At 60.0% G+C, this 18276-nt stretch carries 13 protein-coding genes and 1 pseudogene; 7 read left to right on the top strand and 7 right to left on the bottom strand.

Annotation, left to right across the window (positions count from 1 at the left end; translation table 11 throughout):
- Positions 1 to 15: 15 nt before the first annotated feature.
- Genes AC1DS6_RS35655 through AC1DS6_RS35670 form a run of 4 tightly spaced genes read left to right on the top strand, consistent with a single transcriptional unit; the run spans position 16 to position 3948 of the window.
- Entirely contained in the window at positions 16 to 1200 is a 1185-nt protein-coding gene (locus tag AC1DS6_RS35655; protein WP_477104252.1) for a glycosyltransferase family 4 protein, read from the top strand.
- Complete coding sequence (locus AC1DS6_RS35660; RefSeq protein ID WP_477104253.1) at positions 1193 to 2269, top strand: capsular polysaccharide export protein, LipB/KpsS family; 1077 nt, start codon at positions 1193 to 1195, stop codon at positions 2267 to 2269. Before AC1DS6_RS35655 ends, AC1DS6_RS35660 begins: the two co-directional genes overlap by 8 nt.
- Positions 2266 to 3567: a capsule biosynthesis protein gene (locus AC1DS6_RS35665; RefSeq protein WP_477104254.1), complete on the top strand. Its 1302-nt coding sequence runs from the start codon at positions 2266 to 2268 to the stop codon at positions 3565 to 3567. The genes AC1DS6_RS35660 and AC1DS6_RS35665 overlap by 4 nt, the downstream gene beginning before the upstream one ends.
- A gap of 12 nt (positions 3568 to 3579) precedes the next feature.
- Positions 3580 to 3948, top strand: coding sequence for a hypothetical protein (locus tag AC1DS6_RS35670; protein ID WP_477104255.1), 369 nt, complete (start codon positions 3580 to 3582; stop codon positions 3946 to 3948).
- Positions 3949 to 4877: 929 nt separating this feature from the next.
- On the opposite strand, the gene AC1DS6_RS35675 is transcribed toward AC1DS6_RS35670, so the two are convergent.
- The 5 genes from AC1DS6_RS35675 to AC1DS6_RS35695 all read right to left on the bottom strand — a co-directional run bounded on the left by AC1DS6_RS35675 (position 4878) and on the right by AC1DS6_RS35695 (position 11519).
- Positions 4878 to 5600: a response regulator transcription factor gene (locus tag AC1DS6_RS35675; protein ID WP_477104256.1), complete on the bottom strand. Its 723-nt coding sequence runs from the start codon at positions 5598 to 5600 to the stop codon at positions 4878 to 4880.
- Complete coding sequence (locus tag AC1DS6_RS35680) at positions 5597 to 6739, bottom strand: hypothetical protein (protein WP_477104257.1); 1143 nt, start codon at positions 6737 to 6739, stop codon at positions 5597 to 5599. Before AC1DS6_RS35680 ends, AC1DS6_RS35675 begins: the two co-directional genes overlap by 4 nt.
- A gap of 770 nt (positions 6740 to 7509) precedes the next feature.
- Positions 7510 to 7812, bottom strand: a complete 303-nt coding sequence (locus AC1DS6_RS35685) for a hypothetical protein (protein WP_477104258.1) — start codon at positions 7810 to 7812, stop codon at positions 7510 to 7512.
- A 362-nt stretch (positions 7813 to 8174) separates the two neighbouring features.
- Complete coding sequence (locus AC1DS6_RS35690) at positions 8175 to 8876, bottom strand: fimbrial protein (RefSeq protein ID WP_477104259.1); 702 nt, start codon at positions 8874 to 8876, stop codon at positions 8175 to 8177.
- Positions 8877 to 10214: 1338 nt separating this feature from the next.
- Positions 10215 to 11519, bottom strand: coding sequence for an amidohydrolase (locus AC1DS6_RS35695; RefSeq protein WP_477104272.1), 1305 nt, complete (start codon positions 11517 to 11519; stop codon positions 10215 to 10217).
- 682 nt (positions 11520 to 12201) lie between these two features.
- Between AC1DS6_RS35695 and AC1DS6_RS35700 the strand changes: the two genes are divergently transcribed.
- Positions 12202 to 12930: a cysteine hydrolase family protein gene (locus tag AC1DS6_RS35700; protein WP_477104260.1), complete on the top strand. Its 729-nt coding sequence runs from the start codon at positions 12202 to 12204 to the stop codon at positions 12928 to 12930.
- 267 nt (positions 12931 to 13197) lie between these two features.
- Entirely contained in the window at positions 13198 to 14637 is a 1440-nt protein-coding gene (locus AC1DS6_RS35705) for a purine-cytosine permease family protein (RefSeq protein WP_477104261.1), read from the top strand.
- A 74-nt stretch (positions 14638 to 14711) separates the two neighbouring features.
- Here the strand turns inward: AC1DS6_RS35705 and AC1DS6_RS35710 are convergent.
- A pseudogene (locus AC1DS6_RS35710) lies at positions 14712 to 15041 on the bottom strand (MarR family winged helix-turn-helix transcriptional regulator).
- Between the two features lie 253 nt (positions 15042 to 15294).
- On the opposite strand from AC1DS6_RS35710, the gene AC1DS6_RS35715 reads away from it, so the two are divergent.
- Positions 15295 to 16854, top strand: a complete 1560-nt coding sequence (locus AC1DS6_RS35715) for an amidohydrolase family protein (protein WP_477104262.1) — start codon at positions 15295 to 15297, stop codon at positions 16852 to 16854.
- 31 nt (positions 16855 to 16885) lie between these two features.
- Here the strand turns inward: AC1DS6_RS35715 and AC1DS6_RS35720 are convergent, their stop codons facing one another.
- Positions 16886 to 17383: a DUF2628 domain-containing protein gene (locus tag AC1DS6_RS35720; RefSeq protein ID WP_477104263.1), complete on the bottom strand. Its 498-nt coding sequence runs from the start codon at positions 17381 to 17383 to the stop codon at positions 16886 to 16888.
- Positions 17384 to 18276 lie beyond the last annotated feature (893 nt).

The raw sequence follows: 18276 nt of genomic DNA on the forward strand, positions 1-18276 counted from the left end.
GGGGCGGAAGCCAGAATGGATGAAGTAGCGGTACCCGATATATCGATCGACGTAACTCGATTGGTCATCCGTGCGATGCGGGGGCGTCTGCCCACGGGCGTGGATCGAGTTTGCCTCAGCTATGCCATGCGCTACGGTACTGCCCGCGCTGTCTTGCATAAATTCGGTCTGGGCAAGGTCCTGTCTCTCGCCTGTTCACGCGAATTGTTCGGATTGCTGGCGTCAAGGCCCAGGGGTCTTGTGCGGAAGTTGAGCACGTTGATAGCGCGTTCTCTGCCGATGCCGGTCGCGCAAACGCTGCGGCCAGGGAGCATTCTACTCAATGTGGGTCATAGTGGTCTCGATCGGCCAGCGTACGGCCGTTGGCTACGCCGCAATCAGGTCCTGCCCATATTCATGGTGCACGACCTGATTCCGATTACACATCCAGAATACTGCCGCGAGGGGGAGCGCCGGCGCCACGAGCAGCGCATTGCAGCCATGCTTGGCCTCGGGGCGGGAGTGATCGCGAACTCGACAGCGACGCTGGAGATGCTGCGTGGCCATGCGGACAAGCTCAGGCTTGCCATGCCTCCCGCGGTAGCTGCACCTCTCGCGGGTACCCTGCTGCCAAGTGGTGCGGCAACACCAGCAATGAGCGAACCGTATTTTGTCATGCTGGGCACCGTCGAGCCACGGAAGAATCACGCCCTGATTCTACAGGCCTGGCTCGGGCTCGCTGAACGGAGGCAGACAGGGCCGGTACCGCGCCTCGTGCTGATCGGGCAGCGAGGCTGGGATACAGAGCATATCGACAGATTGCTGAGTCACTCTGACGTGTTGAGGCGCTTGGTCGTCCGGCGCCCGGTCTGTGGCGACGCTGAACTCGCCACCTGGTTGCGCCATGCGCGAGCGCTGCTGTTTCCGTCTTTCGTGGAGGGTTATGGTCTGCCACTGGTGGAGGCACTGGGGATGGGCACGCCTGTCATAGCGAGCGACCTTGCGGTGTTCCGCGAGATCGCCGGTGACATTCCCGATTACCTGGACCCGCGCGACGGAGCGGGGTGGAGAGATGCCATTGCCGATTTTGCCACTGCGGGGAGCCGTAGACGCGCGTTGCAGCTCGAACGTACGCGTCATTTCGATCCGCCAACCTGGGAATGCCACTACGCAATTGTGGACGATTTGCTGGATCAAGTAGCTGGAGGGTTTCATGCATAGCATGCCGCTGCGGGCCGATACGGCTGCCCGTGACGTGATCTACGGGCTGGGCTTCTCGCGCAGGAAGCGTGGCATCGTCAGGCGTTTTCTCGCCGACGCCGAGGTACATTTTGTGCGCAACGCTGCCACAGTGCCACCAAGCGCCACGATAGCTGTCTGGGGCAATGGGAACATCGGCACGGAGCAGCTTGCCGGCCGGCGTATTCTACGTATAGAGGACGGATTTCTCCGCTCGGTCGGCCTGGGGGCCGACCTTACGCAACCGCTGTCGCTAGCGGTCGACGGTCAAGGCATGTACTACGATGCCAGCAGGCCGTCGGATCTCGAGTCGCTTCTACAATGCGCCCACTTCGACGCCGGTCTGTTGCTCCGCGCCGCCCGGCTGCGAGCCAGGATCGTGGAGTCGCGCATCACCAAGTACAACGTTGGCACGGAGAACTGGTGCCGGCCGATGGTTGGGCGGAAGGTTGTAGTCGCAGTTGGCCAGGTGGAAAGCGACGCGGCGTTGCGATACGGTGCCCCGCACGTGCATACCAATCTCGGCTTGCTCCAGGCCGTGCGTACCGCATGTCCGGACGCATATCTGGTCTACAAGCCGCACCCGGATGTACAAGCCGGGCTTCGGGCAGCGGGCCGGGATGCCTGGCTGGAGAATCGCTGGTGCGATGAGGTCGTCATGAACGTTTCGATGGACCGGCTCATCGACCAGGTCGACGAAGTCCATGTCCTCACATCTCTGGCGGGATTCGAGGCCTTGCTAAGAGGACGCAAGGTAGCAACCTATGGACGGCCGTTTTACGCCGGCTGGGGCCTGACCCGAGACGCACTGATGCAGCCGCGGCGAACTCGCCGCCTGACGCTGGATGCCCTGGTGGCAGCCGCCTTGATCCTGTATCCCCGCTACGTCAGCATTGGAAGCGGAGACCTGGTGACTCCCGAGCAGGCACTGGACGCGCTGATCGCTTGGCGCGAGAGCCGCCGCGGCGAAACGGCTGCTCGCAAGTTCGCGCGGACCCTGCAGCGCGCGGCTCTGCGCTTCACGCTGCGCGCCTTGATGGGACAGCGATGATCGAGAGAGGATGGAAGAGATTTGCCGGGCGCAAAGTGTTGCTGTTGCAGGGACCAGTTGGACCGTTCTTCTGGCGACTAGCCGCGGCGCTGCGCCGTGCGGGCGCGGCCAGCGTGCACAAAGTCAATTTCAACGGAGGGGACCAATTCTTCTACGTTACTGGCGCAACCAGCTACCGCGGGACGATGGCGGACTGGCCGCAGACGCTCGAACGGATGGTCGCGGAACGCGGCATCGACACCATCTTCCTCTTTGGAGACTGCCGCGAGATTCACATGCCAGTACGCGGCATTGCCGAACTGCGGGATGTGGAGGTGTGGGTGTTCGAGGAGGGCTACGTCCGGCCCGACTTCGTTACGTTGGAGAGATCGGGGGTAAATAACCACTCGTCTTTGCCGCGCGAAGCGGGATTCTATCGATGTCTGTCCGACATCGAGTTGCCGGCGGAGCGAGCGGTTGGCAATACGTTCTGGCACGCGGCTTGCTGCGCCTTCCTATATTACCTTGCCGCGATCGCCTTCTCCCGTAAATTCCCGCATTATCGCCATCATCGGCCGTTGTCGGTTCGTGAGGCGATTCCCTGGCTTCGCAGTCCATGGCGGAAGCTGTGCTATCGCGTGAGCGAGCGCAATTACCAGGATCTCCTGTGCGGTACCGCTTCAAAGCGTTTTTTTCTGGTTCCGCTCCAAGTCAATACAGATTCACAGGTGCAAGTGCATTCCGCCTTCGACTCGGTTGCCCAATTTATTGAACACGTGGTGGCGTCATTCGCTTCTCATGCGGAGTCGGAGCATTTGCTAGTCATTAAGCATCACCCGATGGATCGTGGATATCACAGTTATGCCAGACTGATCCGAGCGCTGGCGGTGCGTTATGCCGTCGGCGGACGATTGATCTACCTGCATGATCTGCATCTGCCCACGCTCTTGGATCACGCGCGCGGTGTTGTCGTCATCAACAGCACGGTGGGCCTTTCGGCCATGAATCATGGCGTGCCGCTGGCAGTGCTGGGAGACGCTGCCTATGCGATGCCGGAACTGAGCTTTCAAGGCTGCCTAGACGCATTCTGGAGCGTGTCCGGTACATTCCAGCTGGATCGCGATCTCTATCGGCGCTTTCGCACTTACCTTATCCGGAGCACGCAACTCAATGGGAATTTCTTTCGTTATGGCATCTTCGAGTGGGAAGGTCTGTCTCAAGAGGAACGCGCAACGCCTCAGCATCCATCGCACGATGCCGCGAAGGCGTGTACCGGATCGTGTTCAAATTTATCAGCCACATCGTTGACCAAAAGGTAAGATCAATCCGCTATGTTTCGCATTCTAGAGACCATCTATTTTGTCCTGCGACGCGCTGGCCTTCTTCTGATCAAATTGCTGTTCGTTGGAGGTCTGGCAGTCGCAGGTTTGCATTTTCTTGGAGGCGGCAAATCCGACACGGGCAAGGCGCCGCTAGCGGTACCAGCGCAGAAGGGCGGCGAAGCGGTTCCCGCCTTCGGGGGCGGTATAGCCGAACGTGGCGCCACCATGATTGAGACTTGCTGGCGGCGGTCCGCGAGATACGCCGAGCACCAATTGCGTGCCGACGGTGAAGTGCAGGACGAGAATACGGCTGCGGGGAGTCTTGTCGGCGTGTGGCTGTATCGTTCTTCGTGCCTCATCAATGCGGCCAGCGAATGAGCCGCAGTGCTGGCCAAGGCAAAATCCGCGGCCAGGAAGACGGACAGGAGTCATTCGTTTTTTTTGCCGCCGTATCGCGGGAGCATGGCGATATGCCGCTCACTATTCAACAAAACAAGGTGTGCGCATGATCAACATATACCGCTACCGTATCCGGTTCCTCTGCTACGGTGACAAGGGAGGACAGAGAACGTTCTCGACGTTCGAGCCTGTCAAGGTTGCTGATGTCATCGAACTAGATGACGGGCTCTGGTACTTTGTTACGGCAACCCTGTCTCGAGCGGGTCGCGCAGATCAGCTATGCCTTTCAAAGTCCGGCCAGACTCCGGAGGAGGCTCGGCGTCTGGCTACTGAGACACCCATCCCGCTCAGAGGAGCGAAGCAAAAGGACAATTCGCGCGCGTGAGGGGGCTGGGCGTTCACCAGCTCCGCTGCTGGACGACGGTCCTTACGGCTTTGTCACGTTGATGCGTGGTCGCCGCGAGATCGAGCAATGAAGATGGTTGGGCGAGGCCCGCACCACGCGTCGACGCGTGCGGCAAAATGTACGCGGAAAGGTGAATCGCGCAGGACATATCGCCTGAGCGCGAAGCACTGCCGGATCAGCCCGAAGCTCGACGATAGTGCCGGCGCACGTTCGGAAGTCGACAGCCGTGTATGCGGCGCTCATGTTCAAGTGTAGGCGGATGGATTTCTTGGGCCAGGTTGTTGCCCCGGGCACTGGCTTTGACGAAGACGTGTTTGGGTTCTGTGAACGCCGGGATTTCGGCCGGCGCCACCGGATAGCTGCGCGGTTGATCGTGACGATCTTGCGGCATTGGGGGCAAGAGGCAAAAGCCCGGCTGAAGAAGCGCTTGGCTGCAACCTTGTCGCGAGGCTTCCGTAGCAGGATATCGGTCCCGGTCCGCTGGCCGCCATAGCCGATACCCTCAATAGGGTACGCCTCGTCCCGGCTCGAGTTCGGCTCGCGCTTCCAGGCGGTAGCCAACGCCGTGCACGCCGGAGATCATCACGTCACTCTGGGTTCCAATTTCGAGGACCCTGCGCAGCCGGCAGACGAGTCCGGCGAGAGCTCGGGATAGGGGTGGCAACTCATGGCCCCAAACGACAAATTCAATATGGGTACGAGAAAGGACGCGCCCTGGGTTGGAAAACAAAAGAAGGGCGAGATCGAACTCCTTTGGTGTCAGTGAGATTGATTTGCCGGAGATCTTGGCGATGCGGCCCGAGGTGTACAGCTCGTACGGTCCAAGCGCCGCAACGGCTTTTTGGCGATACGGGATGCCAATCCTGGGGCGACGACTCAATGCGGCGATGTGAGCAAGCAGACTCCCCCCGCTGATGGGCCCTTCCACATAGGCATCGGCACCGGCATTGAGACATGCGATCAAGTCCATCTCCCTGATGGCGCCGGAGATTACCAAAATCGGCAAATCGCCTGCACGCGTACTGCGCACGGCACGAATCACATCGAGATGGGAGAATTCCGATAGCCCGCTACAGATGAACAGCAATTGATAGTTTGTGTCGCAAATTCGCCGAATAAGGTCTCCCCCATCGGCAAACACCGAGTATTGGAATTTGGCGCCGGAAAGTATGTATTGAATTCCCAGGGAAATGGGCCCTCCGTCGCCGAGGAAGGCGATATTCATAGTGGATTCTTCATGTAAATGTTGAGCATAATCTTGACATCGACTTGTTTACTGACGTTATCGCCCGACGAGGCCGCGGCCAGCCAATCGCTGTCCTGGCCGCCCAGCGAACTGGACAGCTTGGTGAACAGGGCTCGCAGGGAATCCGCGTAAGCCGGGAAATCATCGATCTCTGACTGCGTGACGGGGACGGCTTTCACTTCGCCGTTCTTGAAATCGGCGTCGAGGTACTGCTTGCCGGACATCGGCTCGCCCAGCTTGACGTGGCTGTACACCGCATAGATGTAGCTGGTGCCGGCCGCAGAGCTGCCGTACTCGACCCGCTTGAAGCCCTTCAGGTCCACCTGGATGGTGTAGTCGGGCTCAGGCAGCTTGAGGTTGAAGACCTCGCCGTCGGCGAAGCGCATCGCCATCGCATTGCCAATGGCATAGCCTTTGGTGAACGGCAGGATCGGGACGCCTGCCTTATCCAGCGGGGCTTCGCCGAACATGTCGGCGAGCCAGCCTTCGGCCACGCCGGAATTCGTCTTCGGGCCTTCGGGCAACAGGGCCAACGCTTCAGGCACCACGTTGACTTGCAACACCTGCAGGTAGCGGGTGCCCGACGACGGCAGCTTCGTGCCCGACAGGGCCTGAGCGTAGCGATCGAACAGGCCCGGCTTGTCGCCGCCGAGCAGCAGGCGCTTGACGCGGTCGCGCTTCTCACGCTCGCTGGGCTGATGGTCGAGCACGTCGAGGCAGGTCACATTGATCGGGTAGGCGCGCAGCACCGTCATGGCCTTGAAATCGAACACCAGGGCCTGGCCACGCACGTTAGCCAGCACTTTGTACAGGCGGCCGAAGCGCTCGGACGAGATGGTCTCGCTGGTCACCGCCAGTGCGGTAGCGAGAGCCTGGTCGCTATTCTTCAAGCTGGCCATGCCGTCGCTGGACAGCGAGAAATTGGCGGGCGGGCGCGCGGCCAGGGACCGGCTGATGGCCTTGTTCGGCGCGCTGCCGGAGGCGGTCAGCTCGGCCTCGACCTGTCGCGTGACCGGGAAGCGGGCCGCGATCTGCTGAGCGTCGCCGGCGTAGGCGAAGCCGGCAAAGGCGACGCCATCGGCAGCAACTGCATGGGTGACCGCTAGGAAAAAGGACACACTAACTATGAGGCGGAAGTGTTGCATGCACGGGTAGATATGGAAACGGACTTGGCCTCGGTCCGGATGCCGCACTCATAAATGCCCGTGCAGGTCCCGGATTAGCCCGGCGTCACTGGTCATCGGGAATAGTGGGCTAGTAGCCCCTGCTTCAGACATTTCCGGCTAGCTGGCATCCGATTTCCATGAAGAGGGACGGGCGGCAGCCTAAGGGCGATTGCTTTTCGTGTAGAGAACATGAGAGATTCTGGAAAATGCCATCTGTTGCCACTCCTGAGTTGGAGTGCATCTTTGGATCGCGACACCTCTCACCAGATTCGAGGATTCAGCGTATTGCCATCGTCACGTGAGGTCCATAGGGAAAGACTTAAATTGATGCGAGCCGTCGAATGGCTGACGTGACGTGACGTGACGTGACGTGACGTGACGTGGGGCGGGGCGGGGCGAAACATTGCGCGTCACCGAGCGCTCAGGCGCTGCCTAGCGCGCAATGCCGCATCGCGGACAATGGCGAGTTCTTGATCAAATACGCCTACTCAGATGCTCGGTCGCTACCGGGATCCGGCACTGACAGCGCAAAGCATGACCGCGGACGGTTTCTTTGTGACGGGTGAGCTCGGCGAGATGGACGAGTTTTGCCGGTTAAGGAGTATCGGGCGGCACAAAGGAGCTCTTCGAGACCAGCGAGGGCAAATATGTCGCGCCAGTGCCGTTCGAAATCCGGCTTACCCACCCGAAGTTCGGCGCGGGGTGTGGTGGGCCCGGCGCGGTCACTGCAGCCAAAGCGAAGTCGGCGTGCCGTACGCGCCTCGTGCACTCCACGCTTGATAGGTAACGTATAGCGCTGGCGTGGCGGACAGTGCCGCGGCCGCCGGTGGTACTGCGCCACGCACGCGCATCACGGCGTGCAGGAGGTGGGAGGCCCGCGCTGGGGAATAGCGGTCGCGGGGGAGTAGCAAGGGCAGGAAGGCGTGCCAGTGCGGTTCCAGGACGGCCACGCCGAATGCGCCGAGCGCGCAGCAACCCCAGCCTTGCGAGCGGAGGTGCCATAGCTGATGGAACGAAGCGCTCATCTCAATCCTCGTCTCGGTGCATACCACAGCCGCCTATGCCAAGACTGACCTGACGCAGCTGCGTGCCTTTGTCGATGCCACCTTTTCTGACGATGTGCCGTAGCGATCTTTCGGACCGGCGTTTCGCTGGTCTGTCATGGCAGCGCAATCCCGAGCGCGGTAGGAGACTATGCATTGAGATCGTGGGCTCCGTCGCCCCGGCTACCGGCGGGACAAGTTGTGCTGGTGACGCGGCGCCTTGTCGACCCAAACCGGTTGAATCCGCAACCCCTTCCGGACGCTCGGGGTTCGCGATACCGGACGTTCGCGCTACATCAAATCGGTGTTACAGGGCCAGATAACGCGGACTCTGATAGTTTTTGCTACTGGTAGGTCATCAGGAAGGCCATTTCGGTATTGGCCGTGCCTGCACCAGTAGTTGGTCCGGTCTGGTAGTAGCGCGCCTTGAGAGGAATCGTATAGCTGCCTCCGGTGCTGCTACTGTAGCTACCGCTGAACGGCACCTTTGTGCCCAGCGCTAACGGATTGCCGTTGCCATCGAGCAGTTGCAGACCAATGCCGGTCGCACTGGAACCAGAATCCAGCGTGACGACTGAATTTCCGGTACCTGCCAGGACCGTGGTGACCGCGTCGATTTCGTACCGGATGCTGTTCATCCCTGCGCTAAAACCGGTAGCTGACGTGAATGTGCCGGGGCCGGTCATCTCGGACAGCCTGTGCGGTCCCAGACTGACCGTGACATCCGGTGTCTGGCAAGAGGACACAGTGACAGTCATGGAACCTGTCGGCGTAAGCGGGAACCACGTTACGCTATCGTAGTAGTAGTGCACGCTAGGCAAATCTGCCGCGGTGATCGTGCCGGCTGAGACCGGGCCGGTCACGACGATCTTGTAGACCAGGGAGACACTTGGGTACCCGGTGTCATACAATCCATAAGGCCCGGTCAGCGTTTGGGATACCGGGATTTTCGCTCCGCCTGCCGTAGTTATCAGAACTCCGATGCCGGCAACGTTGGTCGGAAACACACCATTACTGTCCGCGGCTCCGTGCGGGGTCGTGAGCATGCCCCATCCCTGTTGAAAAGTACCGGCGCCACAGGATGCGACCTGGCCAGCAACAGCGGCATGAGAGTACGAGAAGGTCGCCAGTACTTTGCCGGGGGCAGAATCACGCGGCGCCGCGATGGTGCCGCTAACGGGAATCTGCCAGCTCTCCGCCGGCACGACAAGCGAGCAGACGCCGGCCCACGCACCCGAACACTTCACGAGACATAGCAGTAGCAGCGTAATCCGCATCACCCATTGTATGGCGGCCCTCCCGCGCGCCGTGAGCTGTCGAGCTGGCCTCTCACAGGCACCAAAGCCCGGCGGGTTTCTTTCCTTACTTCTCATGTATCCCTTCGGTGAAGCACATATCAGATCGCAACAGCGAATTCCGGTTCGACCTGGCCAACTCACAGTGACGCGTGAGTTCCGCTCGGCAATTGATTTGAATTTGCGGCGCTACCTCTTGCCGTCGGTTGCTGAACTTGTGCCCCGCTGGGGGCAGTCGGTGCGGTCGCGGCATTGTTTGAGGCGGAAGGGCCGACCGGGGGCCTGTTGCTCTGGGTCAGAGTCACTGCCTGCGCCTGGCTGGCAGCCAGAACCGTGAGGGCAGCAATCGAAGCGGCTTTCTTTAACATGCTTTTTTCTCCAGTGAAGATATGCAGCAATGTCCCTCATACGGGTCCGACCGAGTTGCCGTGCTGCTCACAACGCAGGCATCCACACCTGCCCGTATGATGAAGCGTAGCGAACTACAGGGCAGCTGGAAATAAGGCAAACCTTAAATGTAAGCTGGCCGGTGATGAACTCACGTTACGTCGGGGCTACACGAGGCTCATGCCTTGCCCCGCACGATGCGCGCCTGCACTGGTCGCCAATTCGAGGGGGGGAACCCTCCTGCTCTAGAAACATTCCGGCACCATGATGGGTAAGCTGATCAACGTTGCCGGCCGCCAGCGTAGCTGGCGCGGTAGCCATTGAGCCCTTGGCCCGGATAGATGCCTTGATGTTTTCCCGACCTGCGTCCGGCGCGCAATCCCCCTTCTGCTCGCACCAGGCCGTTTCCATCTAAAACCGGGCATCACCGAAGCGTAATTGCTGGCCGTCATCTGGCGTTGATCGAACCGGAATCGATACGCTTCGGCACAGTGCTTTGAAGAGGCCCACCGTGCCGCCGCCAGACGTTGATCCTTTGGCATCCCAGATACAGTCGATGGGGCATTAGGGAATGCGACTGCGTTGGCCTGTGCTTCGAAAATCATGGCGCGCCACCACGGCACAGGCGACGATGGCCTCCGTGGTGACCTGCCTTCGGACTAACGGCATCAGGATGGTAGGGGAACCAACTGCGAAGCGTGTTCAGGGCGTCGCAAGTATGCTAAGCACGGCCAGGCTCATGGCAGTGACACCGGTCTTGATCGATGGCTCGGGCACCGGGGCGAAGTAGGGGGAGTGATTGAAATACAGGGGCTTGCCGCCGCTCTTGTTTGCGGCCGAGACGTCTTCTGGGTCAAGCACTCCCACTAGAAAGAACATCGAAGGCACCCCCTCGCTGCCATATTCCGCGAAATCCTCACTGGTCGTGAGAGGGAGCGTACGGGCCACCTTGTCCTTGCCCAGGCCAGATTGCAGCGCCGCCTCGACGCGTGCGACCACAGCCTCGCTGTTCACCACGCCGTGGCCATTGTCGGTGATCGTGATCTCCGGCTCCGGGGCAGCGGCCGCACTTGCCGATGCCCGCGCGACGCGCCGCACACCGTCGACAAGCAGTGTCCGGACCCCGGAATCGTAAGCGCGGATTGTTCCGCGCAAGACCGCGTTGTCGGGAATGATGTTGCCCGAGCTTCCTGCCTGGAGGGCGCCGACGGTGATGACGCCGAATGCCATAGGATCCTTCTCCCGGCTCGTCACGGTCTGTACATCCATGACGAATCGGGAGGCTATGATGATCGGATCCAGCGCCTTGTTGGGTGCGGAGCCGTGGCCGCCACGGCCTTTGAAGAGAATCTCGAACGAGCTGGCGGCAGACGTCATCGGGCCGACGCTGTAACTGACCGTGCCGTAAGGCCGAGGGTCAGTGTGCAAGGCAAGCGCTGCGTCAGGCTTGGGAAATCGCGTGAAAAGTCCGTCGGCCAGCATCGCCCTGGCGCCGGCGCCGATCTCCTCGGCTGGTTGTGCCACGAACATCAAGGTGCCGCGCCACTGGTTTTTCATGGCGACCAGGGCGCGCGCGGCGCCTACCCAGGTTGCCATGTGCAGGTCATGGCCACAACTATGTGCCACGAAGCTCTCGCGTCCGTTCCACGTGGTTAGTGTCCTGCTGGCATAGGGCAAAGAGGTCTTCTCCTCCATGGGGAGCCCGTCCATGTCGGTGCGCACCATGATGGTTGGGCCTGGGCCGTTGCGGTACATGGCCACCACCCCTGTCTTTCCTACGTTCTCGGTTACCTCGAACCCGAGCGTGCGCATCTCCCTGGCGAGCCGCGATGCCGTGCGGGTCTCGCCGAATGCAAGCTCGGGGTGGGCATGCAGATCCTTGTACAAGGCGTCCAACTCGGGATACATGGTTGCCACAAGGCCGTTCAGCGGGGCGGCACGCCCGTCGTCAAGCCCGGTGGGCTGCGCCAACGTTCCAGCACCGGCATTCACCGCGGCAACCAGCATGGCGGCCGCCGTCGCACGGCAAGCCAGCGAGAGTTTTTCTTGCACTTGGGAATCTCCTTTCTTCCTTATGTCAGGTGTACGCAACCACCGTTGGCGCCTTGGCTCAATACGAGTCCCGCGGCTTGCCTCCAAGTCGCCTTGCGCCGATGATGCCTGGTAGTATATACAAGTATATTCATGTAAATGCAATTTCCATGACATGCTGCCGCCTGTGCGATACAGTCGATGGGGCATTAGGGAGTGCGACTGCGTTGGCCTGTGCTTCGAAAATCATGGAGCGCCACCACGGCACAGGCGACGATGGCCTCCGTGGTGACCTGCCTTCGGACTAACGGCATCAGGATGGTAGCAACGGCAAAGTCGAGCCCATCGAGAGCGAGACGCACGCGGAGGCCGACGACGATGCGCACGAGGGGCCTGGTGCGCATCGTCATCTAAGGCCTTCCGCTGCAACACGCTTGGCAAGTTCAGCCCCGTTGATTTTTTACCAATCGGCAGCTTGCAGTCGGAGGGCTTCCCTAGCGCGATACTTGCGAGGAATCACTCGTAAATACAGTGACTACGCTCATGGTATCTACCTATATTCCCTGTTTATTCTTATGAAATAGAGTGTAGACACTCAATATCAGTAGAAGTGGCGCATGAACTCGTTCCAACCGTCTCGCACAGCAAGAGGGGATAAATGCATCAAATCAAGCTCTCGCCCCACATCGTGGAGCGCGCCCAACGCCAGCGTGGCGGACACCTGACACCAAGGCCGATTGATGTAACGCGCACCGCACACCTTGTTATCGATCTTCAGGTGGGGTTTCTGGAAGTTGGTGCTCCGGTAGAAGTGCCTGTTGCGCGTGAAATCGTTCCGAACGTCAACCGGATATGTACTGCAGTGCGAGAGGGCGGCGGGGTCAATGTATTCCTGCGATACACCCATGATCCGCATGAGCGAACCCCGTGGACGAGATGGTACGAAAGGTTCTGTGGCCCGGAAGTCGCCGCCCGATCCTGCGCAGCTTTCCGCAGTGGTGCGCGAGAGCATCAACTCTGGCCCGAACTTGATGTCCGGCCGGGTGATTGGATCGTCGAAAAAACACGCTTTAGTGCATTTGCGCCCGGAACCTGTTCACTACACGAACGGTTGATGGAGCGCGGCATCGAAACAGTGATCATTACCGGCACACTCACCAACTGCTGTTCCGAGTCCACGGCGCGCGATGCCCACCAGTTGAACTATGACGTCGTGTTCGTTGCAGACGCTAACGCGACGCTAAGCGACGAGGAACACAACGCCACGCTGAATAACCTGTATCCCACCTTCGTCGACCTGATGCTTGCGGACGAACTGACGGAGAAGCTTGGGACCCCGCCTCATCTTTCGATGACCGCGAACGCCCTGCCGAGCATCGCCAAGTAGTCGTGTAGACACGCCACCCCAAATGAATCGAATACGCGCTCGACGCATGCAGAGGTGCCATACGAGGCACGACGGCGCGGCGCGTGAGGAAGGTTCGCGCGGCGGAATGACCGTCTTTTCGCCCCGCGCTCATGCGCTTTATTGGCGGATTGCAAGCTTACCAGCACAGGTATGACAGGTCGGCCGACAAGGCCCCAGCTACCTGCTCATGTGTTGCGCTGTACGACCAACCAAATCAATCGGCCTGAAGCCAGGAGGAAGAGCGAAATGTCCAATACCTCTGAAACTGCACCTGGTGGCGGGGTTATTCCGCACGCGGCAGGGGCCGATGCCGCTTCCGGCGAACATGACGACTATGCCCGTTCGAGAGTGCCTGATCACGCTAAGCGTGGAGCGGGCTCGATTCTCACCGTACTGGTTGGCTTCGTCACAGCCTTCTTCTTCGTACTCATCGGGGGGCTGTTCCTGGCCAAGAGCGGCGCCGCCGCGACCTGGTCCGGCCTCGTCATTTCGTTCGTGATTTTGGTCGTCCTCACGCTCATCGTCTGCCGGACTGCGTCGCAAGAAGGCTTGACCGCCGAACTGCTGACCCGGGGAGCTGGATTCGGCGCAGTGGGTTCGATTCTCCCTTCAGCTATCTATGCAAGCACCTTTGTCATCTATGCCGGGACTGAGGGGCAGATCCTGGCTCGTTCCATTAACCAGATCTTTCATATACCGGAGCAGATTTGGTATGTGGTGGTTGTCCTCATCTTTCTGCCGATGGCCTGGAATGGCATTAACACCATGACAAAGATTCTTGCGTGGACCGTGCCGGTCTACGTGATTCTCCTTGGAGCCGCGATTGTGGCTGCGTGGAACAGGAATCCCGGAATGCCGTCCGGCATGTTCACGGCCATGCCCGAGGGGGCGGTTGGCGGTGTCGCCGGCACCATCGCGATTGTTGCGGCGCTGGCGGGGACGGTGGGTATCAATCCATTCGAGGCTGCGGACTACAATCGCTTCATCCGGGCCGAAGAGTTCAAGCGCAAGGCGCTCATCAGCGTTGTTTTGCCATATGCGCTGCTTTTCTTTGGCGCCATCCCCCTGGGTATGTATTTCACGCTTGTTACCGGGAGCGTGGACCCATCGATCTACTTCATCGGATTGATTGGGCTGCTTCCCGGTGTTGCGCTGGCATGGGTGTCGCAAATCCGCGTGAACCTTACGAATCTCCATGTGAGTTCCGTAGCATTTGCGTCCGGGGCCGAAGCCGTCGGGGCACGCAAGCTCCACCGCCGATTCTGGCTCCTGATGGTAACTGCTGCGTCGATCGCCCTGATGTGGTTCAACGTGCTGGGTAACCTCACCGTCTATCTGGAATGGACTGGCATCTTTTTGCTCTCCTGGGTCGCCTGTGTCGTATCGGACATTGTCGTAGTCCGCGGTGCATTGAAGATCGTGACTGGCCCGATTGAATATCGCACCGGCCACATCCGCGCATGCAATCCGGTCGGTGTTCTTGCGCTGCTGTCGGGTACGATTGTCGCCTCATGGCTCTGGTTCTTCGCTAAGGACCCAATCCTTGCAGGCCTGTCGGCGTACATCGGCTTTGCTGTCGCCTTCACGGTCCACGTTGCTCTGGCGGTTGCAACTAAAGGTCGAACCTACTTTGCCGACGCGTCGGATGAGCGCCTCGCTGTTAACAAGCGATATGTGTCCATATAAAGAGCGTGAATCGATCGTGGATTCGACTTGGCCGTGCGTGATTGGCGATGAGTATCCATACACGCGCGATTCGCTTACATACCCATCATCTTGCGAAGCAGAAACAGGAGGGCGATGCGCTCGCCCTGGTTGAGATCGCCGTAAGTGTTCAAGAAGGCCTCTCGATTTCAGGCGATCAGCCACTCCCTGGATGGTTCCTTGATCGATTGCCGTGGTTTTCACCACGTCATCGAGCAAATACCCCCCCCCCATTTCTTGACGGTGCATAGCATGACGAACTGAGCAGCCGTGAGGTCCGAGTCCGGGATGAAATCCTGGAAGATTGCCACGTGACGCTGATATGCGCGGCGGAGAAGGTGGCCGATCTGATCATGAAAATCGTATGAGTCGTAAGGGGAGGGCATAAGCTGGTTCGATCCGGTGCGCTATAGAAAGACAAGGCCAGTGCTTCTCGGATAGTCGGGTCTGGCAAGAGATTCAGAAAGTTCCGGCCTGCGCGCGCACGGATGCAAACTTCCTGCCATCCCCCGGGAGAGTGGGTGGCGGACTCTGGCGGTCGAGCTATCCTGAGCCGAGGCGCCCTCGAAACATCGGACTGCGGTACATTTCTGCCTGTACGTTGCGGTGCTGCTTAATACCAACACAACGGAGGCAGAGATGGCGAATTTTCTGGTATCGATGGGCGGCAATCGGCGGGTCCTGGTCGGCCGCATTGTCACCATGGATGACGTCGGCACCGTGTACGAAAACGGCGCCCTGTGTATCGAGGACGATCGAATTGCCGCCGTGGTGTCGGACCCGGCCCACATCCCGGCCAGCTTCGCCGACGTGACGCCGGTCCAAACGCAGGGCACCCTCTATCCAGGGCTCATCGAACTGCACAACCACCTGAGCTACAACTTCCTGCCCTTGTGGAACGTGCCCCGGCGTTACACCAACCGAAACCAATGGCGCACGCAAGAGCCGGACTATGACATCTCCATCTCCCTGCCAGCCAAGGTCATCGGCTCCAATACAGACCAGGATTACGCTCGCAGCATTGCCCGCTTTGTGGAATGCCGCTCGCTGTTGGGAGGCACCACCACGACCCAGGGCTTGAGTTCGAGCGGCACAGGGGGCAAAAAGTGGTACCAGGGGCTGACCCGGAACGTCGAAGCTCCCCTTGACCCGGACTTTCCAGCGGCTGGCGGCCAGACGCTCGACTATCGACCAGACCAAATCGCGACGGATCTGGTCCCCGCTCTGCAGAAGCATCGGCCGTTCTTCTACCACCTCAGCGAAGGCACCGACGACGATGCTCGCCAACGCTTTCTCGACCTGGAATACGCGCCCAATACCTGGGCGATCGACCGCGACCTCATCACGATCCACTGCACCGCGCTGAAGGCGGAGCAATTACAGCGTCTGCAGGCCGGCGCCGGCATGGTGTGGTCTCCGCTGTCGAACCTGCTCCTGTATGGGGAAACGGCGAATGTGGCCGCAGCAAAGGCGGCGGGGGTGCCCATCGCCCTCGGGTGCGACTGGTCACCCAGCGGCAGCAAGAACCTCCTGGGCGAGCTCAAGATCGCGCGCCTGGTCAGCCAGCACCAAGGCGGCCTGTTCACCGATGAAGAGCTTGTCCGCATGGTGACTTCCACACCGGCGAAGATGCTCGGCTGGCAAGGCCAGGTCGGCAGCATCGAAAGTGGCAGGAAGGCCGATATCCTGATACTCGAGGGCAGCACCCAGGACCCCTACGAGCAACTTGTCATGGCACGTGAAGACCTGGTCCTGGCCGTCGTCATCGGCGGTCGGCCACGCCACGGGCGCATGGGCTTTCTCGATTTCGACGCACGGCATCAGGAGCGCTTCGTGATCGGCGGCAAGGACTATGCCCTTGACCTGACCGAACCTGGTGACGACCCCTTGGCCGGCCTCTCGCTCGGAACTGCGATCGCCAAGCTCACCGATGGGCTGGCCCGCCTTCCCGAACTGGCCGCAAAGGCTCCAGCTCCCAACACGATGGCTTTCCGTTTGCTTGAGGATCAGGTGCGCAGCATCGATTTCGAGCTCGATGAGGGCGAAGACTTCAGGACCATGCAGAGCAAGGTAATGGCAGCGGCGCCAGTACTCAGGCCCTTGTCCATGGCGCCGATCACCGCGGTCGATGATGCGCAGTTCCATGTTGCGCTCAAGGCCAACATCAATCTTCCGGACTACGTGAAGGCCGCGCTCTAGTGCCGCCATTTCACTTCCCCGGTTGGCATGTTCATGCTGATCTACCTTGTGGAGTTAAAAGGTTGTCCGTGCCCAGTCCGCGCTTGGCGAATCCGCGCCGTTTCCTATGTTCTCCCCGTTCTTCCTGCCGTTCGCGGCCCGGCGCCGGTTCTCCCTTTGAGCTTCCTGCGCGATTTGGAACGCAGGCAGCGCACCTTTCACTGTGTCGGCTTCCACGTTGTTGCGGATTCTCTTGTAGCCCATGCACTGAAGTTGTCTGCTGTCGCAGTGCATTGCCCGTTATCCCCAGGGCGACGGCGATCATGAATCCGACGCTGGAGAACCAGAAATTTAACCAACTGGCGAACCAGGGACTCAGCGGCTCCAGCACCGCGCACGCCAGGAGCAGCGCCATACAACAGCCAGCCACAACCCAGTTCCTCTGGTACAGCGCCCAAAAGATGCCATACAGGAAGGCCGGCCAGCTCCAGCCGTCCCCGACTGCAACCAGGTGACCTTTCGCGTGTCGATGGATGGAATAGCTACGCATGGTGAGCAGAAGGCGCGTGTGGCGTGGTGGAGACTGGCTGCCCTCCGGTCGGGCCGCCTGTCACTGAGATTGTTGAACGGCTACCCCGACAAGACGTGGAGACGCCAGCCACGCCCTTGAATCGTCCGTGCAGAGTACGGAGACCGCGCGAGGGATTCACCTGTTTAACCTCGCTTAGCGAGGTGCCGAACACACTCTTGCACAGCACCCTTCATCACCGCGTCGACTTCTACGGATGTTCCGACATAGGCATTGACTAGATTCAAGGCATGCCTTTCGACCATCAAGCCGGCCGTCAAGGACGCCAGGCCGGTTACCATCACAAGCATGTCTGTAGAAAAAAGCAGAGCAGCCACATTCAGCGAAAACAGAGCAGACACTCGCCGTGCCATCCACCTCATCAAGAGGTGGATGGCGTATACCGCGTGCGTCATGCAGAGAATGGCCAAACATCGCCAAAGCCAGCTTGCGTCCGCAGAGTACGGATAGGGATTCTCGGGGCTCAGTGAGCATCTGTTGATGCGGTGCACAATCAGCAGGCATTTGCTCTGCAAGCTTGGGCGCCGACGACATGAGCTCGACCTGGGTCATTCCCGCGTAGATGGGGTCGCCGTGTTCCATGAGATCGATCGCGACGATTTTTTCAATGCTGTTGTATTGCACTCGGCGTTCTATTGCCCCGGATGCAGGGTGCTTGCCCCGCAGTATGACTGCCAGAACGGACGAACAAGGTAGGCATTGCCGCATGCAAGGTGGGACGCGTGGCTGCACCGCGTGGCTTGCCGTCGTAGAGGACAAGATTCACGTACTTCTCTGTGATGACGACCGCCACTGTCCATAGAAGTACTTTCGCACGCTGATTCGGACATGTCTCATATCGCAGGGCGCAACCC

It is taken from the genome of Cupriavidus sp. 05L310, from assembly GCF_056398185.1.

Bases quoted from the DNA above. Each gene is read 5' to 3' on its own strand.
- AC1DS6_RS35715 (WP_477104262.1), top strand. From the start codon at position 15,295: ATGGCGAATTTTCTGGTATCGATGGGCGGCAATCGGCGGGTCCTGGTC.
- AC1DS6_RS35675 (WP_477104256.1), bottom strand. From the start codon at position 5,600: ATGAATATCGCCTTCCTCGGCGACGGAGGGCCCATTTCCCTGGGAATT.
- AC1DS6_RS35685 (WP_477104258.1), bottom strand. From the start codon at position 7,812: ATGAGCGCTTCGTTCCATCAGCTATGGCACCTCCGCTCGCAAGGCTGG.
- AC1DS6_RS35705 (WP_477104261.1), top strand. From the start codon at position 13,198: ATGTCCAATACCTCTGAAACTGCACCTGGTGGCGGGGTTATTCCGCAC.
- AC1DS6_RS35720 (WP_477104263.1), bottom strand. From the start codon at position 17,383: ATGCGTAGCTATTCCATCCATCGACACGCGAAAGGTCACCTGGTTGCA.
- AC1DS6_RS35695 (WP_477104272.1), bottom strand. From the start codon at position 11,519: ATGCTGGTTGCCGCGGTGAATGCCGGTGCTGGAACGTTGGCGCAGCCC.
- AC1DS6_RS35690 (WP_477104259.1), bottom strand. From the start codon at position 8,876: ATGCTCACGACCCCGCACGGAGCCGCGGACAGTAATGGTGTGTTTCCG.
- AC1DS6_RS35660 (WP_477104253.1), top strand. From the start codon at position 1,193: ATGCATAGCATGCCGCTGCGGGCCGATACGGCTGCCCGTGACGTGATC.
- AC1DS6_RS35665 (WP_477104254.1), top strand. From the start codon at position 2,266: ATGATCGAGAGAGGATGGAAGAGATTTGCCGGGCGCAAAGTGTTGCTG.
- AC1DS6_RS35670 (WP_477104255.1), top strand. From the start codon at position 3,580: ATGTTTCGCATTCTAGAGACCATCTATTTTGTCCTGCGACGCGCTGGC.
- AC1DS6_RS35700 (WP_477104260.1), top strand. From the start codon at position 12,202: ATGCATCAAATCAAGCTCTCGCCCCACATCGTGGAGCGCGCCCAACGC.
- AC1DS6_RS35655 (WP_477104252.1), top strand. From the start codon at position 16: ATGGATGAAGTAGCGGTACCCGATATATCGATCGACGTAACTCGATTG.